Below are 21,702 nucleotides of genomic sequence, written 5' to 3' on the forward strand. Positions count from 1 at the left end.
AGCGTCACCGCCATGTTCGGCGCAGAACAGGTCTCTGCAGGACCCTCCACCGTCCACACAGGCATCGTGTGCGATCCTTCGATCAACGTCGAGAAGTATGTGTCGATCGACGACAACGTGTTCGATCCTTTGCTTGACGATCACGACAATCCGATGGGACCGCAGGCTACTTCCGCTAACAACCCGATCTATTTCCTTGTGACGGTTGCGAACGATGGAAACGTCACCCTCACGGGCTTCGACTTCAGCGATATCCTGAGTTCGCCGGCCGGTTCGGTCTTCGCAGGAGAGCTGGATTATACCGATCCCGCAATTGATGCATGGGTCGATCTCGACGGCGACGGCCTCCGTGATGCCGGAGAGGATTGGGCGACGGTCGACGGCGCCGATGGATCCGTCGACGGAGTCCTCGATTCAGAAGCATTGGCACCAGGCGAGAGCCTCAGCGTCTACTACACCATGCCGTTCGAAGCTGGACAGCACATCAACACTGTCACCGTATCGACCGACCAGGGTGTATCGGACAGCGATGCAGCCCACTACTTCGGGCTAAACGATCCAGCTCCAGGTGTTCGTACGCCAGGCTTCTGGCAGAACCCGAACAATGGCGGCACCTTCTGGGACGGCATTGCGGATAACCAGGCACATGACGGGCCGGAATTCCCGGATGGGGATCCGAGCACTGATGGCAACCAGGACCTTCTGTATACTGTCGACAGCAACAATGACGGCGTGATCGATAGCGATGACGAAGTTGGTCTGCTGATCGGCGATTATGATGGAGATGGCCTCACAGGAGCAGGTGAAGACACTCTCTTCATCTCGCTTGAGGATGCCCAGGAACTCGTCGACGCATCGAGCAAGAAAGGCAACGACGTTGTTTCCAAACTCGGCCGCGATACCGTTGCAACCTGGCTCAATTTCCTATCCGGAAACGACATCGGCGATGGTTCGGAGAACACCGCCAAGCACTATCTCGACGATGCGATCGACTGGCTGCAAAGCTACGCCGGCGCGGATAAAGGCGGTCTCGACGAAACCTTCGACTCTTTCGCTGGGACTGGCCGTATCAAGACCAGCAGCAGCGAGTGGAAGAACCCCGAAGGTCTCGATCATTCGGGCGGCGAGATCCACAATGCACTGTCCGAATACAACGAGGGTGGAACGGTCAACGGTGTGTTCGTGGCCGGCGATGGAGACAGCCTGGCATTCCAGAATGCCCTGGCCGATGCCATCTCGGAAGGAATGTTCGAAGACACGAGCAGCACGACCTTCCGCAGCGACAGTGACAACACCGTTTACGAAACTTCGCTCAATGCGGGCATCGTAGGTGAGAGCGCTCTGGAGATCGCGGAGGCCCAATATATCGCGGTTGCGTAGCGCTAACTGACCAGCTCGGCACCGCTGTCAATTCCGACGGCGGTGCCAAGCCTATTCCGGGGGGAGGTAAAGGCAATTGGCTGATTTGGAACATGAAGAATACGGTCCCAAGCCGCGGATAGCACCATGGCTTTCTGAGCCGTTGAAAAAGAGCAGACCTCTTTACATGAGGGTCTTGGTCGCCGCGTTTCTGATCAATTGCTTTGCACTCGTCACAGCGCTTTTCACGATGACGGTTTACGACCGCATCGTACCCAACAATGCCACGGAATCGCTGATCGGCCTCGCTGTTGGCCTTGGCATCGTGCTCATCTTCGATTTCGTACTCAAACTCTTGCGGGCCTATTTCGTCGATATCGCAGGGGCCCGTGTCGATCGCGATATCGGCAAGGCGATATTCGAACGCATCCTCGCCCTGAGGCTGGACCTGAGCCGGCACACCACTGGTGGTTTGGCTGGCCTTGTCCGTGAGATCGAAACCCTGCGGGACTTCTTTGCATCCGCCACGATCACCGCGCTTGTAGACGTGCCCTTTACTATCATTACCCTCGCCGTGATTGCGATGGTCGGGGGTTGGCTGGTCCTGGTCCCGATCGTGATGATCCCGCTGGTGATCCTTTCCGCCATCGCCACACAGCCGGCAATGCGCCGACTGTCTTCGCAATCGCTGGACGAGGCGCTTGGCAAGCAGGCGGTCCTCGTCGAGACGATCGGAAGCCTCGAGACGGTCAAATCTTCAAACGCCGGCGATATGCTCAGCCATCGCTGGGAAGAAGCGATGAAGGGACATGCAAATGTCTCGCTTCGACAGCGCTTGACCGCCAACCTCGCAACCACCATCGCAGGCAGCGCTCAGACCATGGCCTACACCGGCATGGTCATTTTCGGCGTCTTTGCAATTGCCGAGCAGAACCTCACCATGGGCGGATTAATCGCCTGTTCGATCTTGGCCGGCCGTGCCGTTGCACCGCTTGGAGCTATAGCCACCCTTCTCACCCGCATTCACGCCGCGCGCACCGCCTACCGGCGGATCAATACCATGATGGAAATGCCTGCCGAAGGCCCCGAAGGCCTCGGACTAGCGCCGAACATAGTGGAAGGTGCAATCGAGTTCCGCGATGTGGATTTCCGCTATCCCGGTGCCGCAGAGCTCGCTTTGAGCGGAGTCAATTTCCGGATCGAACCTGGCGAAAACGTGGCGCTTATCGGACCGATCGGTTCCGGGAAGTCCACTATCGCACGCCTCATGATCGGGCTGTACCCGCCGACCAGCGGTCTCGTCATGATCGACGGAACTGACATCCGACAGCTGACACCCAGATCGCTTCGCGCAAAGGCCGGGGCGTTGCTGCAGGATAACGCCCTTCTGACCGGCAGTATTCGCGAGAACATCATGCTTGGTCGTCCCGATGCGGACGATGAAGAGATGATCCGCGCTGCAAAAATCAGCATGGCCCACGACTTCATTTCGCGCATGCCGAACGGGTACGATCTGAAGCTCGCCGACCGAGGATCCGGCCTGTCGGGCGGGCAACGGCAATCTATCGCTATGGCGCGTGCCCTGGTTGGCCAGCCTCCTATCCTTGTTTTCGATGAGCCGACATCGGCGGTCGATACGGAAACGGAAGCTAAGCTCATCAACAATCTGCGCAAGGAATTTGCAGGAAGGACCCTTGTCCTGATCACCCACCGCCCTTCCCTTCTCGCGCTCGTGGACAGGGTCATCCTGATGTCCCGCGGACGGGTGGCGATGGATGGCACCCCTGAAGACATAACGCGCAAGGTAACGAGGATAGCAGCACGATGAACGCTTTCTCAAAAATCACGAGCCAACTCCTTGGCGAAGATGGCGAATTCGAAGCCCAGGAGATCAAGGCCAGAAAATCCTCGAACATCATCCTGTGGTCGATTGCCGCGTTTACCGTGCTTGCGGTCATCTGGGCGGCATTCACGACTGTGGAGCGAACAGTCCGCGCTGCTGGGCGGGTTGTTCCGAGTTCGAAATTGCAGGTTGTCTCCAACCTGGAAGGTGGTGTCGTCCAAGAAATCATGGTGACGGCAGGCAAGGAAGTCCGGCGCGGCGAAATCCTGGTGCGGCTCAACCCAGCGATCACGGGCTCGGCCCTCGACAGTTCGGAAGCAGGTGTCAGCGCACTCGAAGCCCGCATCGCCCGCCTTCGCGCCGAAGTCAGTGGCGGCGCGCCTGACTATGGGTCCCTACCCTCTGACCAAATTGCCATCGAAAGGTCGCTTCACAGCGCTCGATCAGCCGAATTGAGCAGCCTGCGGTCAGCTGGTGAGGCACGCATTGTCCAGGCCCGCAGGTCCGTCGCAGAAGCCCAATCGATCCTGACCGCACGACGCTCGAATCTCGTCACTGCGGAACGCGAGCTCACGATGCTGAGGCCGTTGGCAGAGCAAAAGATCGTCCCGCAAATCGAGCTGATCCAGGCCGAAAACGCAGCGCAGGTGGCCGCGAGTGAAGTCTCCGCAGCTGAAGCGTCCCTCGCTCGCGCTCAGTCGAGCATTGCCGAAGCGCAGGCTGCCCTCGCCCAGCAAGTGAGCGATTGGCGCAGTCGGGCAGGGATGGAGCTCTCCCAGGCGCAGGCTGACCTTTCCGTCCAGCAGATGACGCTGCCCGGTCTCGAGGACCGGGTCGACCGCACGGTCATCCGCGCACCGATGAGCGGCTTGGTCAATCGCGTGTTCGTCACCACGGTCGGCGGCACGGTTGCGTCGGGCGAACCGATCGTGGAGATCGTCCCGACCGACGATGCGCTTTATGTCGAAGCGATGGTGCGGCCGCAGGATATTGCGAACGTGGGTTTGTCGCAGAACGCCTTCGTGGAGATTACAGCCTACAACCCTGCAATCTTCGGCAAGATGGCGGGAACCGTCACCTCGATTTCGCCAGACGCGGTCGTGAACGAAGACACCGGAGAGAGCTTCTATACGGTCGAGGTCCAGACAACCGACGTCCTGAAAGACCAGGATGGAAACCCGTTGGAAATCGGCCCAGGAATGGTAGCGAATGTTAGCCTGCTAGGCGAAGAACGCTCGATCCTGTCTTACCTCTTCACTCCGATCACATGGCTCAAGGAACGGGCGTTCCGCGAATAGCTATTCTCGGTCAGTCGCGCTTCTTTGGCTTCACCAGAGACTGGGCCTGACGCTCATCCTGCGGATAATCCTCGGGAGAAACGCTCGACTGGTTTTTCAGGGCGATATGGTCTTCGACTATACCACCGTCGCGCGAGGCGCCTTCGTCGTTATCGGTCGAGGCATCCTGCGGATCATCGTCGATTTCGTATTCCATTTCGGAAGCTCCTTTCCTCAAAGAACGAAGCTTGCCAACGCACGGTTCCTTCCGAGCAATAAGCTTATTTTTCCCGATTGAGGATTTCGTCCATTTGCTCTCGCAGGATCGGATCCCACTCCTCGCGCAACTCGCGGACGCGGGTCATGAGTTCCTCGTTCTCGTGGAAAGGAACACCGACGCGGTAGAGGCTGGCAACTTCGGGCATGGCGGCGCGATCGTTCTTTTCAAACGCATCCGTAGCGGCCTGGGCCTGTTCCCGGTTCATCCCAAGCGCCTCGTAGGCCGAGCGGCCGATCCTTAGGCTTGAATCATAAGTCTCGCGAATGATGTCCCGGCAACCGAACGCCCACAGATCGTATACGTGATTGCGGTCGATCGCCCGGGCGGTGATGTGGACGTGCGGGTAATTTTTGAGGACGTGCTTCACGAGCTTGTCAATCTGCTCCCTCTCATCCAGCGCGACGACGAGAAGCTTGGCGTTTTCGATACCCGCCGACACAAGCAGATCCGGGCGGGTGGCATCCCCGAAGTATGTGCGAAAGCCAAATTTGCGTACGATCTCCAATTGGGCGCTGTCATAATCTATCACCGTGGTCGAATAGCCTGCAAGCTGCAGCATGCGATCGACGATGCCTCCTACGCGGCCGCGCCCTGCAATGATGACGGGATTCTCCTCGTCGATCGCGTCGGGCTCACGTTCCTGACCCTTGCAATAGAACCTCGCAATACCCTTGTCGTAGAAGATGAACAGGAGCGGCGTGGCTAGCATTGTGAGCGCCACGACCAGCAGCAGCAGGTCTGCCTGGGCCTGGCCGAATACCGCATTGGCGACGGCGAAAGAGATCAGGACGAAGGCAAACTCGCCAGCCTGCGGCAGGCTGAGGGCGAACAGCCACAGGGCTTGCCTTCTCAACCCGTAGAACCAGCCTACTGCGAACAACACAGCGAACTTCGCTGCGATCGTCACGGCTGCCCAGAACAGCACCGATTGCCACATCTGGCTGGCCAGGACGAAGTCGATCCCGGCACCCACGGTAATGAAGAACAGCCCCAGAAGTAGTCCCTTGAAGGGGTTTAAGTCGCTCTCGAGTTCGTGCCGGTACTCACTTGTTGCGAGGACGACACCCGCGACGAATGCGCCAAGGGCGGGAGACAGGCCCACAAGCGACATAAGCAGGGCGATGCCGATCACCACACCCAATGCGGCAGCAGTGAAGAGCTCGCGCAAATTGGCTGCCGCGATGTAGCGGAACAGCGGACGGACCGCGAAAATCCCGATACCGATGACTACGGCCACTGCCGCAAGTCTGCAAAGCGCCGCAAGCCATACTGGCATCGACGCCGTAAGATCGATGCCTCCGTGACCGCCCTCCCCGCCGTGGGCTGCTCCTGCACCATAGAGTTCGGGCATCGCGAGGAGCGGAAGCAAGGCGAGGATCGGGATGACCGCGACGTCCTGCACGAGGAGGACCGAGAAACTCGCCTCCCCGCCCTCGCTCTTCATGAGGTTCTTCTCGGTCAGCGTCTGAACGATGATGGCGGTGGACGAAAGCGCCAGGACCATACCGATCGCGAGCGCCGTCTGCCATGGATTGCCGTCAAGCAGGGCGATCCCCATGAGTGCAAGCGTCGTCAGGAGAACTTGCCCGCCGCCTAGGCCGAGGAGCTTTCCCCGCATTGCCCAAAGTCGTTGCGGCTCCATCTCCAGGCCGATGATGAAGAGCATCATCACGACCCCGAATTCGGCAAAGACCTGCAGCGCTTCGACGTCGACATTGCCTGCTGCAAGCAGTGGGCTGATTGCCATTCCGGCAAGGAGGTAGCCAAGCACCGAACCCAGTCCGAACCGGGTCGCGAGCGGAACCGCTACTACCCCTGCGGCGAGGATCAGGAAGGCGAGAACCAGAAACGAAGTCATGCCGTCCTTCCTGCCCTACGGGATCAGATGTGCAAAGCCCGTCCGTAGCTCGCTAAGACGCTTTCATGCATGCTTTCGCTGATGGTCGGGTGCGGGAAGACGGTGTTCATCAGTTCCGCCTCGGTCGTCTCCAACGTCTTGCCGACGACGAAGCCCTGAATCATCTCGGTCACTTCGGCACCGACCATGTGCGCGCCGAGCAGTTCGCCGGTCTTCGCATCGAACACGGTCTTCACGAAGCCTTCCGCCTCGCCCAGCGCGATGGCTTTGCCGTTGCCGATGAACGGAAAAGTGCCCGCCTTCACCGAATAGCCGGCTTCCTTGGCCTTCGCCTCGGTCAGGCCGACGCTGGCGATCTGCGGATGGCAATAGGTGCAGCCCGGGATGTTGCTCCGGTCGAGCGGGTGCGGGTGGACGTCCTTGTTGCCCAGTTCCTTGGCGATAGCCTCGGCACAGGTGACGCCTTCGTGGCTCGCCTTGTGCGCCAGCCAGGGGCCGGGTGTGCAGTCGCCGATGGCCCAGAGGCCCTTCGACTTGGTGCGGCCATAATCGTCGATCTGGATGAAGCCGCGGTCCATCTCGGTCAGCTTTTCCAACCCGATGTTCTCCGTGTTCGGCACGATGCCGATGGCGGTGATGCAGTGGGTGAACTCGGTTTCCGAGACCTTGCCCTTGCTGTCCTTGATCTTGGCCTTCACGCCCTTGTCGGAGACTTTGATGTCCTCGACACCAGCGCCGGTCATGATGGTCATGCCCTGCTTGGTCAGGCTCTTTTCGAGGAAGGCGGAGACATCCTTGTCTTCCACCGGCACGATGCGGTCGAGCATTTCGACCACGGTCACATCGCAGCCCATATCATTATAGAAGCTGGCGAATTCGATGCCGATCGCGCCCGAGCCGATCACGAGCAGCTTCTTGGGCATTTCCGGCGGTGTCATCGCATGGCGATAGGTCCACACGCGCTTGCCGTCGGCAGGGGCGAAAGGCAGGTCGCGGGCGCGCGCGCCGGTGGCGACGATCACGTGCTTGGCGGTGAGCTTCTCTTCGCCCTTCTCGCCTTTCACGGTCAGGCTGGTCGGGCCGGTCAGCGTGCCCTCGCCCATGTGCACCGTAATCTTGTTCTTCTTCATCAGGTGCGTGACGCCCTGGTTGAGCTGCTTCGCAACGCCGCGGCTGCGCTTCACCACAGCTTCCAAATCCGCTTCGATCTTGCCTGCGATCTTCAGGCCATAGTCGCTGGCGTGCTGGGCGTAATGCAGGATCTCGGCCGAACGCAGCAGCGCCTTGGTCGGAATGCAACCCCAGTTGAGACAGATGCCTCCCAACAGCTCGCGTTCTACGATGGCGGTCTTCAGGCCCAGCTGTGCGCAGCGGATTGCAGCGACATAGCCTCCGGGTCCGGAGCCGAGAACGATGACGTCGTATTGGGTAGACATTTGGATTTAGCCTTCGGTCTGTCCGACAGAGTGGAACACATGGAACACGGTCCTGCAGGTAAAAACCGTGAAGGACGCGTCAGTGGAAGTAAAATAGGTATTCGTGGGAGTCATCGGCGCGCTCATGCAGGCATCTTAACGCCGAACGGAAGCGGTAGGACAGGTGTCATGCCCACCGCTCCGCCACGGCACGCGGGCGGTCATCTTCGTCGAGCAGGACGAATTTAAACGTGCCCTGCGCCACCCTGGTTTCTGCAACCCCATTGCGTTCGCGGGCGATGGCCTCGGCTGTGATCGTGAGCGAGGTGTTACCGGTGTTCGCAATCTCGCAATAGACCGACAATTCGTCACCCACCTGCATCGCGCCGGGAAAGGCGAAGTCGGTGGCCGAAACGACCACCGCTTTGCCCTGCCCTTCGCGGCTCGCCAGCGAACCGGCACCAAGCGCCATCTGGCTCATCAGCCACCCGCCAAACACGCCCCCGTAAGGGTTCGTGTCGGCAGGCATGGCCGTGACGCGAATGAGGGGTTCACGTGCCAAGCGAATCAACCCGCCTGATTGGTGAGGTAGGAGCCATTAATCCAGCCCGACTGGCACTGGCCGTCATAGGCGCGGCGATCCGCAACCGGCGTACCGGTGCCGCAGTCGGCCGCATTCTTGGAGTAAACCACACCGACCCAATCGCCTTCGTTCTCGCAGATCGAAACCATCTGTCCCGGCTGGAGCAGGTCGGTTTGATCAGCAGTCGCATCGGGAGCCGAATGCACGGTGAGTACTTGGCCTTCCAGCGTGTCGAGCGCGCCCACGGTTCCGGCAGAGCCGCACGCATCCATGTTCGCTTCACCGCCATACATGACGGGGCGAGCAGCCATGGTCGCATCGGCAGGTGCGGTTGCCACTACGTCGTTGGCGGGCGCTTCTTCGGCTTCCTGCGAACAGGCTGCGAGCGCCAGCGCGAGCGCCGGAATGGCGATTGCAGTGCGGATCATGATGTTTCTCCTCTATTCAGGCGGACGGTGTGCCTGCCCTCTTTTTAACGAACCGTGCGGACGGGGATTTGTGTCCGCTATGGTCTGGGTCGAGCGCCTAATACTCTTGGGTTAATCAGCCACCCGCCGAACACCCCATCAAAGGTGTCGAAGTCGGTCGGCATGGCGGTGACACGGACGAGGGGTGAACGATCAGACATCGGTTGATCCCACTGTATTCTGCTCAACGCGACTTCCCGCCGAGAGATAGATTAAAACGAACAGCCCTGCAGTGAAGATGAAGGTGAGTGCCGCCAGCCGAGCGAGGAAGTCCGTTTCAGCGAGGCCGAATGGAAGGCAGACCATTGCCATCAAGCCGATGCCGGAGCCGACCATCGCATCTCCACCGATCTTGTCGAGTACGATCGTGACCGGCAAGCCGAACGCAAAAAAGCCTATTAGCGTAACCAGGTAGCTCGGCACCAAAATGAAGAGAAGAGCACTATTATCTGCACCGTCAGCGATAATGGGCTTCCCGTTTAGCAACAGCGACGAGATGAGTGCGACCGAAGGCGCAAGAAGTACGGCTGTAAAAGAAGCCAATCCAAATGAAGTCCGAAGCCCCATTGGTGATCAAACCACCAGCCCCATCGGGTTCTCCACGAGCTGCTGGAAGGCCTGCATGAACTGTGCGCCGTCCGCGCCGTCGATGGCGCGGTGGTCGAAGCTGCCGGTGGCGCTCATCACGGTGGCGATGCCGAGGGCGCCGTCGATAACATGCGGACGCTGCTCGCCTGCGCCGACCGCAAGGATCATCGCCTGCGGCGGGTTAATCACCGCGTCGAACTGCTTGGTGCCGAACATGCCGAGGTTGGAGAGCGAAGCGGTGCCGCCCTGGAATTCATGCGGTTGCAGCTTGCCGTCGCGCGCCTTGCCAGCAAGCTCCTTCATCTCGGTGCTGATCTGCGCGAGGCCCTTGCGGCCCGCATCGCGGATGATCGGCGTGATGAGGCCCGAAGGCGCGGCCACGGCGACAGAGATATCCTCGCGCGTGTATTGGTGGAGCTCGTCGCCCTGGAAGCTGACATTGCACAGCGGCACGCGCTGCAGTGCGCGGGCCTGCGCCTTGATAAGCAGGTCGTTGACCGACAGCTTGATGCCGTCCGCTTCCAGACTCTTGTTGAGTTCGCTGCGCAGCTTGAGCAGCGCGTCGAGGCGCACATCCACAGTGAGATAGATGTGCGGGATGGTCTGCTTCGCCTCGGTAAGGCGGCGCGCGATGACCTTGCGGACATTGTTGAGCTTCTGCGCTTCGTAAGGTGCGTCGAGATCGCCGCCCTGTGCCGCCGGCTTGGCCGGAGCAGGCGCGGGAGCAGCTGCTTCCTTGGCAGGCGCCGCACCGGGTTTCGCATCCTCGACGTCGGCCTTCACGATGCGGCCATTGGGGCCCGAGCCCCTTATGGTCGACAGGTCCAGCCCCTTCTCCTCTGCAATCCGGCGTGCGAGTGGCGATACCTTGATGCGGCCGCCTTCATCGGACTTCTTCGCGGCAGGCGCGGCTGCGGGAGACGGAGCGGGCGCTTCGGTGCGCTTCTCTTCCTGCTCGACCTTTTCCTCGCGGGCTTCCTCGGCCTTATCCTCGCCATCGGCGGGAGCAGCGGCTGCGGCCTCGTCCAGATCCTCGCCCTCTTCGGCAAGCATGGCGATCACGGTGCCGACCTTCACGCCTTCCGTGCCCTCTTCAACCGCGATCGAGGCGATGGTGCCCTCGTCGACGGCTTCGAATTCCATCGTCGCCTTGTCGGTTTCGATTTCCGCCATGATGTCGCCGGCTTCGACCTTGTCTCCAGGCTTCACGAGCCATTTGGCGAGCGTGCCTTCTTCCATAGTCGGGGAAAGGGCGGGCATCTTGATCGGCGTGGGCATGTGCTGACGTTACGTCCTCGCTGGAAATACTGTTGCTGGGACCTCTGGCCAAAATGCGCCGCCGCCGCAAGGTCCTTGCGCAGAATACGAATTACCGGATAGGCCTGCGTCCAGAAGAGGGGAACGGGTCATGCGTACTTACCTGGTCGTCATGGACGAAACGGAAGAATCGAAGCAGGCGCTGCGGTTTGCCTCGCTGCGCGCGATGAAGACCAATGGTTCGGTGCACATACTGGCGCTGGTGCCGCAACAGACCTTCAACGCTTTCGGCGGCGTGCAGGCGACGATCGAGCAGGAGGCGCGAGAACGTGCCGAAGTGCTCGCCAACAGCGCGGCCGGCAACATCTTCGGCGAAATGGGCAAGATGCCTGTTATCGCCGTGCGCCCAGGCGCGCCCGCCGATGTGATCAAGACCTATCTGGAAGATCACGGCGAGATCGCGGCCCTGGTCCTGGGGACGACGAGCGATGGCGGGAAGGACCCGCTGGTCCAGCATTTCTCCGCCCGCGCCAGCGAGCTGCCCTGCCCTCTATACATCGTGCCGGGCAAACTCACGCGCGAGCAGCTGGACGCACTCGCCTGAGCATCAGGTCAAGGTGCCGCGCGTCGGGTAGTCGTTCTCCAGCGTGAAGGTCAGACCGCTAAGCAGGTCGTCGAGGTCCGGACGCGTGAACGGCGCGTTCTGGACCACGGCGAAGTGCAAAGTGCCGTCGGGTTTGACCAGGAACAGTCCGGGCTCGCTGAAGCGTTCGGGTTCTTCGCTGCCTTCGCGCTTTTCCGAAATGTAGAGGCCGTACTCTCGCGCCTGTTCCTCGCTCAGCGAATGGGCGAGCGGTAGGTCTGCCGTTTCCCATTCCTCGTGACTGACCTGTGCGCGTTCGGGGCTATCCATAGACACGGCAAAGACATTGATGCCCTTGTCGGTGAACTTGCCCAGCTTGGAACCCAGTTCAGTGAGGTATTTCCTGCAGATCGGGCAGTGTTTGCCGCGATAAAACACCAGCATGGTGAAGCTGTCAGGCGACTGTTTCGACAGTTCGAAACGCGCATCGATGGTCAGGGGCAGGTCGAGGTCTGGAACGGGCTGGCCGGGTACTAGCATTCTGGCAATCTCCTTTGCCAGATCAATGGACGTACCCGGCCCCCGTTCCGTTACTTCTTCTTCCTACCCTGGTGCCGGATATTCTTCGGGCGTCCGCGCTGGCCGGTCTGGTGCTTCTGGCGGGGAGCACCCTTGCTTTTCGCCAGCGGCTTCTTCTTGCGGGGCGGAGGCCTGTCCCCGCGCTTTTCGATGGGTGAGCCGTCGCTTTCGGGCACCTCGAATTTCATCGCGCCTGTGAGCGGGTTCGATTCCGCCAGCTTGAGCTTCAATCGGTCACCCACGGCATAGGTCTTGCCGCTGTTTTCACCGACAAGCTGGCGGGCCGCCTCGTCATAGCGGAAATATTCGCGGCCCAATGTCGAAACTGGCACGAGCCCGTCACCGCCGAGGTTCTCGATGGTGGCGAAAAAGCCGAAACCCTGCACACCGGTGATCCGCGTGTCGAAAGTCTCCCCGACCCGGCCGGAAAGCCATGCGGCGACGTAGCGGTCGATCGTATCGCGCTCGGCCTCCATCGCGCGGCGTTCTGTCTGGCTGATGGCATCGGTGATCTGGCTAAGCGCGGTCCTGTCGCGATCGGAAAGACCCGATGCGGGCGGGATATCGCCCTTGGGCTTGGGTTGTTCGAGGTGGTAGGCATCGACCAGCGCGCGGTGGACCAGAAGGTCGGCATAGCGGCGAATGGGCGAGGTGAAATGCGCATAGCTGCCGAGCGCGAGGCCGAAATGCCCGGCATTGGCCGGCCCGTAATAGGCCTGCGTCTGGCTGCGCAGCACTGCTTCCATGATCAGCGCCTTTTCCGCAGGATCTCCGATGTCCTTCAGCATCCGGTTGAAGAGGCCGGGCGTGATGACCTGGCCAAGGGCGAAATTGCGGCCCTGCGCGGCGAGATATTCCTTGAATGCAGTCAGCTTCTCGCGGCTCGGCGTTTCATGGACGCGATAGACGACCGGGGCCTTCTTTGCTTCCAGCGCCTTGGCAGCCGCGACATTGGCCGCGATCATGAAATCTTCCACCACGCGGTGCGCATCGAGACGCTCGCGCACGGCGATTTCCTCGATCACGCCCTCGTCATTGAGGCGGACCTGGCGCTCTGGCAGTTCGAGGTCCAGCGGATCGCGAGCCTCGCGTGCCTTGTGCAGCAATTCCCAGGCGCCCCAGAGGTGCTTGAGCGTATCGTCGGCGCTGCCATCGTCGATGGCCTTCTGCGCGTCCTCATAGGCCGTGTTCGAGGCTAGCCTCACGATGGCGCGGGTAAAGCGCCAGTCGGTCACCTTGCCTTCGGGCGAAATAGAGATGTGGCAGGCCATTGCCGCCCGGTCTTCTCCTTCGACCAGCGAGCAGACGTTGGCGCTGAGGATTTCCGGCAGCATCGGCACGACGCGATCCGGGAAATAAACCGAATTGCCGCGCTTGCGCGCTTCGCGATCGAGCGCACCACCCGGCCTCACATAGAAACTGACGTCGGCAATGGCGACGATGGCGCGATAGCCGCCCTTCCCGTCCGGTTCGGCCCAGATGGCATCGTCATGGTCTCGCGCATCGGCAGGGTCGATGGCGATGATAGGGACGTGACGCAGGTCCTCGCGCTTGTCCTCGCTCAAGGAGAGCTGCGCCACCTGCTGCGCTTCCTCCAGCGCCTGTTCAGGGAAGATGTGCGGGATGCCGTGCTTTGCGATGGCAATCAGGCTGAAACTCTTGGGTGCGAGCGGGTCGCCGATCACTTCGACGACCTTGACCGCGGAACGGGCCGACTTGCCGGCCTTTTCCGCGAGCACGAGGTCGCCCTCTTCCGCCCCGCCAAGGTCCGAGATCGGCGAGGAATTGCGCACGCGCTTGTCCACCGGCGCGAGCCATGCCTTTCCGCCGCCGTCGATCTCGACGACGCCCATCAGGCCTTCGGTGCGCGCGGGCAACTTTTTCATCGGATGGGCTATCCACCCGCGCGGCTTTTCTTCGGTTCGCGCAAGGAAGCGATCGCCGCGCTTGAGGGCGGCAACCTTCTTGCTTTCCTTGACCGTAAGGCGCGGAGCCTTTTCCTTGCTGTCCGGATCCCAGTTTTCGGGCACGGCAATCGGTTCGCCGTCCTCGATTTCGAGGACCTTCAGCACCGTGACCTTCGGCACGCCGCCCATGCGGTGATAGGCGGTGCGCTTGCCGTCGATCAGGCCTTCTTCGGCCATGTCCTTGAGGCGCTTCTTAAGCGCGATCTTTTCCTGGCCCTTCAGGCCGAACGCCTTCGCGATTTCGCGTTTGCCGGCGGGGGTCGGCGACCCCTGGATGAATTCGAGTATCTGTTCTTTGCTCGGGAGGCCTTGCGGCCGCCCGGTACGATTATGTTTTTTCATGGAACGCCATATGGGGACGCACGGCCCCCATGTCACGGGGCGCTAGTAAGCCTTGGCGAGCAATACGCGTTCGGTCGCCGGCTTGCCGGTGAAGATGCAGTCTCCATCCACAGCCGCTGCGCCGATCGGCACGTTGCGCATGGTGAGTTTGAGCGCCTTGAGACGCTCGACCACTTCATCCAGCTCTGCCCCGGTCGGCTTGGACCACTGGACTTCGACCCAGCCCGCATAACGCGAGCCGGAGAAGAACTTCTCGACCTCGGCAAAATCGGTGACACCGCGGGTGATATTGGCATCGCGTCGTTCCTGCGCTTCGATGAGCAGGCTGGACTGCATGTCTGCAAGAATATCCGGCACCGTCTGACCGGCAATTTCACGCGTCGGGGTCTGGAATGCGGGTTTGCCGTTCTCTTCGTTCCAGAGCTTGTCGCGGCGAAGCAGGCTGACGACGCCGTTTTCGATGTCGCGGCCGCCGACTTCGATGATGATCGGCGCGCCCTTGCGTACATAGTCCCAGCGCTTGGCAGCAGCCTTGCCCGGTCGGGTATCGAGGAGAACGCGAAGGGGTTCGCCCAATACGTGCTGTGCAGCAAGCGTGGCACGCAGCGCTTCGCAATAGTCGATCAGCGCCTCGTCTTCGGGTTTGTCGCGCAGCATGGGCAGGATAACGACCTGCTGCGGGGCGATCTTGGGCGGCAGGCGCAGGCCGTCATCGTCGCCATGCGTCATGATCACGCCGCCTACCATGCGCGTCGAAACGCCCCAGCTGGTGGTGTGGCACAGGCTCTCGCCGCCATCCTTGTTCTGGTACTTGATGCCGCTGGCTTGGGCGAAATTGGTACCAAGATAGTGGCTTGTGCCAGCCTGCAGCGCCTTGCCGTCCTGCATCATGGCTTCGATCGACCAGGTCTCTACCGCACCGGGAAAGCGCTCGTTCTCGGGCTTTTCGCCCGGGATCACCGCCAGTGCCAGGTCCTCGTCCGCGAACGCCCGGTAAACCTCGAGCATGGTCAGCGTGTGGTCTTTCGCCTCTGCCTCGTCGGCATGGGCGGTATGCCCTTCCTGCCAGAGGAATTCGCTGGTGCGCAGGAACATGCGAGTGCGCATCTCCCAGCGCACGACATTGGCCCACTGGTTGAGCTTGAGCGGGAGGTCGCGCCAGCTCTGTACCCAGCGCGCCATCGCATCGCCGATAATCGTTTCCGAAGTCGGACGGACTACCAGCGGCTCTTCCAGCTTGGCTTCTGGATCGGGTACGAGGCCGCCATCCTTGCCGGCGATCAGGCGGTGGTGCGTGACAACCGCCATTTCCTTGGCGAATCCTTCGACGTGTTCGGCCTCGCGCTCGAAATTGGAGAGCGGGATGAAGATCGGGAAATAGGCGTTGGAATGACCCGTTGCCTTGATGCGGTCGTCCAGCAAGCGCTGCATCCGTTCCCAGATGCCATAGCCCCACGGGCGAATTACCATGCACCCGCGGACACCGGATTCCTCGGCCATTTCAGCGGAAGAGATGACGTCCTGATACCATGCCGCGAAATCGTCGGCGCGCGTGGTGCTCAAGGCATGGCGTATCTGGGCCACGGGTAATTCCTGTATCTGGTGGGTTTCGGCGCGGGCCGATGCAATTATTTGCTCAGTTCGTCCAGCTTCTTCTGCATTTCCGCCATCTGGGTACGCATCTGCGCGAGTTCCGAGGACTGGTCCGGCTTCGCACTCTTCGAACCGGCTTTTAGCGTTCCCGGAATGAACGCCTCGGCAGCATTCTGCATCATCTTGAAGTTCGCTTCGGCCATCTTGGCCAGCGGGTTAGCCTCGATACCCTTGGCAAAAGCCGCCTGGATCTGCTCGCGGTTCTTGCGAAAGTTGGCCATGCTGGCTTCCAGGTAGCTGGGCATCATGGCCTGCATGGAGTTGCCGTACATCGAAATGAGATCACGCAGGAAGCTGACGGGCAGCATCTGCTGGCCGCCCTGGCTTTCCTCTTCGACGATGATCTGTGTCAGGATCGTGTGCGTGATGTCGTCACCGCTCTTCGCATCGACCACCTGGAAGTCGACATTCTCTCGGACCATCTTCGCGAGGTCATCCAGCGTGATGTAGCTGCTGGTGTCCGTATTGTAGAGACGCCGGTTGGCGTATTTCTTGATGATGATGGGTTCGCCCTCTGCGGTGCGTTTTGCCATGAATTGCCTCTTCCCTATTGTGCGTTGCAGCCACGCTTAGCAGGCGCACAATGTGCAGCGCAACACGTTAGGGCGAACGATCGAACCGCTGTCCCAGAACGGTAAGCAGTTCGTATTGCGAAACAGAGGTTTGCTGCGCAGCATCGGGTAGGTGATAGGGCAGTTCGACCCAGTCACCCTCGCCCAGATCTGGCGCATTGCCGAGGTCGATGACGATCATGTCCATCGACACCTTGCCAAGGATCGGCAGCGCCGCATCGCCATGCCGGAAGCTCGCCCCTCCCCACGCCCTGAGGATGCCGTCGGCATAGCCCAGCGACATTACCCCGATGCGCATATCGGCCGGTGCCGTGAAGGTCGCATTGTATCCTACACCCTCGCCAGCCTTCAGGTTCCGCGTCTGGATGATCGCCGCCTTGGGGTATGCGACTTGGCGAATGAGACCCGACAGCTCTTCCCGCGGGACGCCGCCATAAAGCGACAGGCCCGGTCGTGTCAGATCGAAGTGATAGTCCGATCCGAGAGCAATTCCGGCGCTGTTCGCGAGGCTGAGGGCCTTGTGCTGGATCGTTGGTCGCATCGCCTGGAAATCGGCGAGCTGGCGCGCATTCATCGAACTGTCTTCGTCCGCACAGGCCAGATGGCTCATGAGGACTTCAACCTTCAGAGCCTGCACTGCCGGTTCCGACACTTCCGATACACCGATGCCGAGCCGGTTGATCCCGGTATCCACCATGAGGTGGCACGCACCGCCGCCACCCTCGGTCCAGAGCTTTGCCTGACGCACGCTGTCGATAACGGGGCGCACACCGGTCTGCCGTGCATAGGTCGCCTCGTCATTCGAGAGAGGGCCATGCAGGACCGCGATCCGTTCCGCCGGCACAAACGGCAACAAGGCAGCAACTTCGCTCCAGTGCGCGACGAAGAAGTCGCGGCACCCGGCCTCGACCAGCGTCGGGACACAGTTTTCGACACCAAGCCCGTAGCAATCGGCCTTCACCGCGGCGCCAGCTCGCGCCGAGCCACTCAGCCTGTCGAGCTCGCGCCAATTGTGCGCCAGTGCCTCGCGGTCGATACGGAGCCGAAGCGTTGGCGGAGGTACGTCAACCATGCGCGTCTTCGAAATCCTTCGGCGGCCCGTCGGGAATGCCCCACCATGCCACCACGAGACCGAATGCGACGATCGCAATCGTATACCAGAGGCCCGAATAGACATTGCCCGTCATTGCGACAATGTAACCTGCGATCAGCGGGAGGAAGCCTCCGAGGTAGCCTGCACCGATGTGGTATGGGATCGACATCGAAGAATAGCGAATACGCGCCGGGAACATCTCGCACAGGAGCGCCGCCACGGAGCCATACGTCAGCGCCGACAGAACCCCGCAGACCAATAGCAGACCGATGATACCCAGAATGCTCGACAGTGGCGGTGTCTGGCGCTCGAAGCTGTAGCCAGCGTTCTCGAGCCATCCCTGTATCGACGAGCGGCGATCGGCATCAGCAAGTGCAGCGTAATCATTGGCAGCACCGCCAACCGATACCGTCGTGGCCGATGAAGTGTCCTCGATGGCATAGGGCACGCCCAGCGCGGTCAGATCCTGCAGCACCCGGCCACAGGCGCTCGCCTGAACCTCTGCGAAGGGATCGTATTCGCACGCGGCACCGCTCACCGTGACGGGAGCAGCTTCGGCGCTCTGGTTGAGACCGGGATTGGCGAGCGCGCCCATTCCCCAGAAAATCGGAAACAGCAGGACGAGCGAGGCGATGGCGCCGATGATGATCGGCTTCTTGCGCCCCACCCTGTCGGACCACTTGCCGACCACGATGTAGAAACTCATTGAGATGGTGCCTGCGATCAGCAGCATCCACTCCACGATCCCTTCTTCCACGCGCATCGGGCCGCGCAGGAACGAAAGGCCTGAGAAGAAGGCGGTGTACCAGATGGTTGTCAGGATGCCCGTAATCCCGAACAACGCGACGAAAATGCGCTTGGGATTGCCGGGATAGGTCATGCTTTCCTTGAAGGGATTGGCCGAAGTTTCACCGGCCGCCTTCATCGCCTGGAAAACCGGGCTTTCCGAGAGCTTGAGCCGCATCCACAGCGAAATGCCGAGCAAGACGATCGACAGCAGGAACGGGATGCGCCAGCCCCAGGCGGCAAAATCGTCCGCCGGAATGAGTGCGCGACAAGCGATCACGACGACGATGGAAAGAACAAAGCCTCCGACCACGCTCGCCTGGATGAAGCTAGTGTAGAACCCGCGTTTTTCAGGGGGCGCATGCTCTGCCACATAGATCGCGGCGCCGCCGTATTCCCCGCCAAGGGCAAGGCCTTGCAGGATGCGCAGGCAGATCACGATGATCGGTGCAGCAAGGCCGATACTCGCGGCGCTGGGGATCAGGCCGACGCCCGCCGTCGCTATCCCCATCAGGGTCACGGTCACCAGGAAGGTATACTTGCGCCCCAGCCTGTCGCCGAGGAAGCCGAACAGGATTGCCCCCAGAGGACGGAAACCGAAGCCGACGGCAAAGCCAGCCCACACAAGGAGGACCTGCAGGGTCTCGTTATCACTCGGGAAAAACGCCGCTCCGATCAGGCCCGCCAGCGTTCCGTAGATGAAGAAATCGTACCATTCGAAGATCGTGCCCGCACTGCTGGCCGCGATGACGAGCCGGATTTCCTTCTCGGTCGGCTCCCGCTGCATGATCTCTTCGCCTGAAGACAATGCCCTACTCCCCAAATGTCCTGTTATGCGCGGAGGTTTAGCGAGTGCCGCCTGCCTTGCCTAGCGCATCGACCGCCGCTCTCCACGGCAGGAGAATGGCCCCATGACGCCCCGGATAGGCGATTGCTGGTTCGAGCAGTTGAAGGTCCGGCCATTGGGGCATGTCGGAGGTGCCGTCCAACCAGCGTCCTATCGCTTCCGGCATCGACATCATGTCGCCGATGTCCTTCCCCTTGCAATGACGGGCGAAAATGGCGGCCGCGGCCTGCCCGACCGCACAGGCCGCCACTTGGAGGCCGACTGACCCGAAGCCCTCTTCGAAAGAAATGCGGATCGAACTGCCGCAGGTGCGCGAAACGGCCTGACCCTGATGCGGCGCATCCCCATCGAAGGGATATCGGGATAGCTCGACTGCCAGCGACAGGAATGCAGGCGAGTAGAGCGCGCCTCCCGGCGGGCGGCTCACTCTTCTTCAGCCGCTTCTTCTGCGGCTCGTTCCTCGCCGAGCAAGCGAGCGCGGCGTTCCGCCAGCACTTCGACCATGGTCCGCGATCCGCCGTCCACGAATTCATAGGTCGATGCCGTGGTGATCCATGCGGGCCGCCCACGATAATCCCATACGCTGTCATAGCCGAGGACGAGCAGCGAGAAGGCGATCACTACGATCACGAAGCCCTTGATTGCCCCGAAGCCGAAGCCAAGGGCACGGTCGATCGGGCCGAGAATGGAATTGCGCGATGCTTCTCCGACATTGTTCGCGATGACTTTCATGGCGGCATAGGGGATGAGGAGGAGCAAGGCGAAGGCGAGGACTGCGACCGCAATGCCCGTACCGAGGACTTCCTGCATCGCCAGCGTGAGCGGCGTATGGAGGAAGCGTATTGCGAAAGCGGCAAGTACCCAGGCCGCCAGCGACAGGACTTCCTGCATAAAACCACGCGAAAAACCGCCGATGGCCGCAAGCCCGACGATCAGCAAAACGATGTAGTCAAATCCCGTCATAGACGGCGGGAGGTTTATTATGTCGCCATGATACGGTCAACGAGGTTGGCGAGTTGTCCCAAACCCTTGTAATCCAAGTCTGACGAAGCGGTCTTTTCATCGGCTGGACCGAAACCGGCCTTGAAACCGAGCTTGGCCGCTTCCCGCATCCGGATACCGCCATGAGCGACGGGACGGACTTCGCCCGAAAGGCTCACTTCGCCGAGCCATACGCTGCGGTCAGGCAAGGGCTTGTCCGCAAGTGCGCTGACCAAGGCTGCCGCGACGGCAAGGTCGGCGGCGGGATCCGACAAGCGATATCCCCCTGCGACGTTGAGATAGACTTCTGCGGAACTGAAATTCAGGCCGCAGCGAGATTCCAGCACGGCCAGCAGCATGGCGAGGCGGCCACTGTCCCAGCCTACTACCGCGCGGCGGGGCGTTGCACCCGACTGCAATCGCACGATCAGCGCCTGGATTTCCACGAGCACTGGCCGCGTACCTTCCATCGCCGGGAAAACCGCGCTTCCGGCCATTTGCTGGTCGCGCCCGGAAAGGAACAGCATCGAAGGGTTCTCGACCTCTTCCAGCCCTTCCCCCGCCATGGCAAACACGCCGATCTCGTCGACTGCTCCGAACCGGTTCTTGAGCGCACGCAGGATACGGTACTGGTGGCTGCGCTCGCCTTCGAAGCTCATCACCACATCGACCATGTGTTCCAGCACACGGGGGCCAGCGATGTTACCGTCCTTGGTCACATGGCCGACCAGCACCAGCGCAACGCCGTTCTCCTTGGCATAACGGATCAATTCGAAGGCACAGCCGCGAACCTGGCTGACTGTTCCCGGCGCGCCCTCGATCGTGTCGGAGTGCATGGTCTGGATGGAATCGATCACGAGGAACTTGGGCGGCTCCATCGTGCCGAGCGTGGTCAGGATGTCGCGCACACCGGTCGCCGCCGCGAGTTTGACCGGTGCATCGGAGAGACCAAGACGCGCCGCGCGCATACGCACCTGCCCTGCCGCTTCCTCGCCGCTGACGTAGACGACGCCGTGCCCTTCCCGCGCCACCTTGGCTGCGGCCTGCAAAAGCAGTGTCGACTTCCCGATCCCGGGATCGCCGCCCATCAGGATCGCGCTGCCCGGCACGAGGCCGCCGCCGAGTGCCCGGTCGAATTCGGCCAGACCGGTCTTTTGCCGCACCGGCATCTCGCCCGGCTTGTCGAGGTCCACGAATTCGACCGCCCTGCCCCCGCTGGAGAGGTCATGCTTCAGGGAGAACACGGTAGCTGGCGCATCTTCCACCAGAGTGTTCCATTCCGCACAGTCGGCGCACTGTCCCTGCCAGCGATGCGAAACACCGCCACAAGCCTGACAGACATAACGTTTCTTCGGTTTGGCCATGGGTGTTG

20 protein-coding genes are annotated in these 21,702 nt (G+C 61.1%); 4 read left to right on the forward strand and 16 right to left on the reverse strand.

Annotation, left to right across the window (positions count from 1 at the left end; all coding sequences use genetic code 11):
- The 3 genes from GRI34_RS04705 to GRI34_RS04715 form a co-directional block, all read left to right on the forward strand.
- A partial coding sequence (locus GRI34_RS04705; protein WP_199800112.1) for a hypothetical protein occupies positions 1-1,380 on the forward strand: 1,380 nt, incomplete at its 5' end.
- Between the two features lie 85 nt (positions 1,381-1,465).
- Entirely contained in the window at positions 1,466-3,187 is a 1,722-nt protein-coding gene (locus tag GRI34_RS04710) for a type I secretion system permease/ATPase (RefSeq protein ID WP_160596392.1), read from the forward strand.
- Positions 3,184-4,500 carry an HlyD family type I secretion periplasmic adaptor subunit gene (locus GRI34_RS04715; protein WP_160594954.1) on the forward strand — a complete coding sequence of 439 codons (1,317 nt, stop codon included), beginning with the start codon at positions 3,184-3,186 and terminating at the stop codon, positions 4,498-4,500. The genes GRI34_RS04710 and GRI34_RS04715 overlap by 4 nt, the downstream gene beginning before the upstream one ends.
- A 10-nt stretch (positions 4,501-4,510) precedes the next feature.
- Here the strand turns inward: GRI34_RS04715 and GRI34_RS04720 are convergent, their stop codons facing one another.
- The 7 genes from GRI34_RS04720 to GRI34_RS04750 all read right to left on the reverse strand — a co-directional run bounded on the left by GRI34_RS04720 (position 4,511) and on the right by GRI34_RS04750 (position 10,948).
- Complete coding sequence (locus tag GRI34_RS04720; protein WP_160594955.1) at positions 4,511-4,696, reverse strand: hypothetical protein; 186 nt, start codon at positions 4,694-4,696, stop codon at positions 4,511-4,513.
- Between the two features lie 64 nt (positions 4,697-4,760).
- A complete protein-coding gene (locus GRI34_RS04725) occupies positions 4,761-6,617 on the reverse strand; it encodes a cation:proton antiporter domain-containing protein (protein WP_160594956.1) in 1,857 nt (618 codons plus the stop codon).
- 23 nt (positions 6,618-6,640) lie between these two features.
- The gene (gene lpdA, locus GRI34_RS04730; RefSeq protein WP_160594957.1) at positions 6,641-8,053 is read right to left on the reverse strand and encodes a dihydrolipoyl dehydrogenase; all 1,413 of its coding nucleotides are present in this window, start codon (positions 8,051-8,053) and stop codon (positions 6,641-6,643) included.
- A 166-nt stretch (positions 8,054-8,219) separates the two neighbouring features.
- Positions 8,220-8,561, reverse strand: coding sequence for an acyl-CoA thioesterase (locus GRI34_RS04735; RefSeq protein WP_160596393.1), 342 nt, complete (start codon positions 8,559-8,561; stop codon positions 8,220-8,222).
- A gap of 38 nt (positions 8,562-8,599) precedes the next feature.
- Positions 8,600-9,043, reverse strand: coding sequence for an SH3 domain-containing protein (locus GRI34_RS04740; protein WP_160594958.1), 444 nt, complete (start codon positions 9,041-9,043; stop codon positions 8,600-8,602).
- Positions 9,044-9,235: 192 nt separating this feature from the next.
- Positions 9,236-9,625: a hypothetical protein gene (locus tag GRI34_RS04745; protein ID WP_234028148.1), complete on the reverse strand. Its 390-nt coding sequence runs from the start codon at positions 9,623-9,625 to the stop codon at positions 9,236-9,238.
- A gap of 30 nt (positions 9,626-9,655) precedes the next feature.
- Positions 9,656-10,948 carry a pyruvate dehydrogenase complex dihydrolipoamide acetyltransferase gene (locus GRI34_RS04750; RefSeq protein WP_160594960.1) on the reverse strand — a complete coding sequence of 431 codons (1,293 nt, stop codon included), beginning with the start codon at positions 10,946-10,948 and terminating at the stop codon, positions 9,656-9,658.
- A gap of 130 nt (positions 10,949-11,078) precedes the next feature.
- Here GRI34_RS04750 and GRI34_RS04755 point away from each other — a divergent pair, with 130 nt between their 5' ends.
- Positions 11,079-11,531 carry a universal stress protein gene (locus GRI34_RS04755; RefSeq protein WP_160594961.1) on the forward strand — a complete coding sequence of 151 codons (453 nt, stop codon included), beginning with the start codon at positions 11,079-11,081 and terminating at the stop codon, positions 11,529-11,531.
- 3 nt (positions 11,532-11,534) lie between these two features.
- Here the strand turns inward: GRI34_RS04755 and GRI34_RS04760 are convergent, their stop codons facing one another.
- The 9 genes from GRI34_RS04760 to radA form a co-directional block, all read right to left on the reverse strand.
- Positions 11,535-12,050: a peroxiredoxin-like family protein gene (locus tag GRI34_RS04760; protein WP_160594962.1), complete on the reverse strand. Its 516-nt coding sequence runs from the start codon at positions 12,048-12,050 to the stop codon at positions 11,535-11,537.
- A gap of 50 nt (positions 12,051-12,100) precedes the next feature.
- Positions 12,101-14,398: a ribonuclease R gene (rnr, locus tag GRI34_RS04765; RefSeq protein ID WP_160594963.1), complete on the reverse strand. Its 2,298-nt coding sequence runs from the start codon at positions 14,396-14,398 to the stop codon at positions 12,101-12,103.
- A gap of 42 nt (positions 14,399-14,440) precedes the next feature.
- Entirely contained in the window at positions 14,441-15,982 is a 1,542-nt protein-coding gene (proS, locus tag GRI34_RS04770; RefSeq protein ID WP_160594964.1) for a proline--tRNA ligase, read from the reverse strand.
- Between the two features lie 44 nt (positions 15,983-16,026).
- Positions 16,027-16,584 (reverse strand): polyhydroxyalkanoate synthesis repressor PhaR, encoded by a 558-nt coding sequence (gene phaR / locus GRI34_RS04775; protein ID WP_160594965.1) that lies wholly within the window; start codon positions 16,582-16,584, stop codon positions 16,027-16,029.
- Between the two features lie 67 nt (positions 16,585-16,651).
- Complete coding sequence (gene alr, locus GRI34_RS04780; RefSeq protein WP_160594966.1) at positions 16,652-17,695, reverse strand: alanine racemase; 1,044 nt, start codon at positions 17,693-17,695, stop codon at positions 16,652-16,654.
- Complete coding sequence (locus GRI34_RS04785) at positions 17,688-19,289, reverse strand: MFS transporter (RefSeq protein ID WP_160596394.1); 1,602 nt, start codon at positions 19,287-19,289, stop codon at positions 17,688-17,690. Before GRI34_RS04785 ends, alr begins: the two co-directional genes overlap by 8 nt.
- Positions 19,290-19,347: 58 nt before the next feature.
- The gene (locus tag GRI34_RS04790; protein ID WP_160594967.1) at positions 19,348-19,776 is read right to left on the reverse strand and encodes an iron-sulfur cluster assembly scaffold protein; all 429 of its coding nucleotides are present in this window, start codon (positions 19,774-19,776) and stop codon (positions 19,348-19,350) included.
- Positions 19,773-20,312 carry a CvpA family protein gene (locus GRI34_RS04795; RefSeq protein ID WP_160594968.1) on the reverse strand — a complete coding sequence of 180 codons (540 nt, stop codon included), beginning with the start codon at positions 20,310-20,312 and terminating at the stop codon, positions 19,773-19,775. Before GRI34_RS04795 ends, GRI34_RS04790 begins: the two co-directional genes overlap by 4 nt.
- A 17-nt stretch (positions 20,313-20,329) precedes the next feature.
- Complete coding sequence (gene radA / locus GRI34_RS04800) at positions 20,330-21,694, reverse strand: DNA repair protein RadA (RefSeq protein WP_160594969.1); 1,365 nt, start codon at positions 21,692-21,694, stop codon at positions 20,330-20,332.
- Between the last annotated feature and the right edge of the window lie 8 nt (positions 21,695-21,702).

The sequence above is a fragment of the Qipengyuania aquimaris genome (assembly GCF_009827445.1).
In the GTDB taxonomy this organism is placed as follows: domain Bacteria; phylum Pseudomonadota; class Alphaproteobacteria; order Sphingomonadales; family Sphingomonadaceae; genus Qipengyuania; species Qipengyuania aquimaris.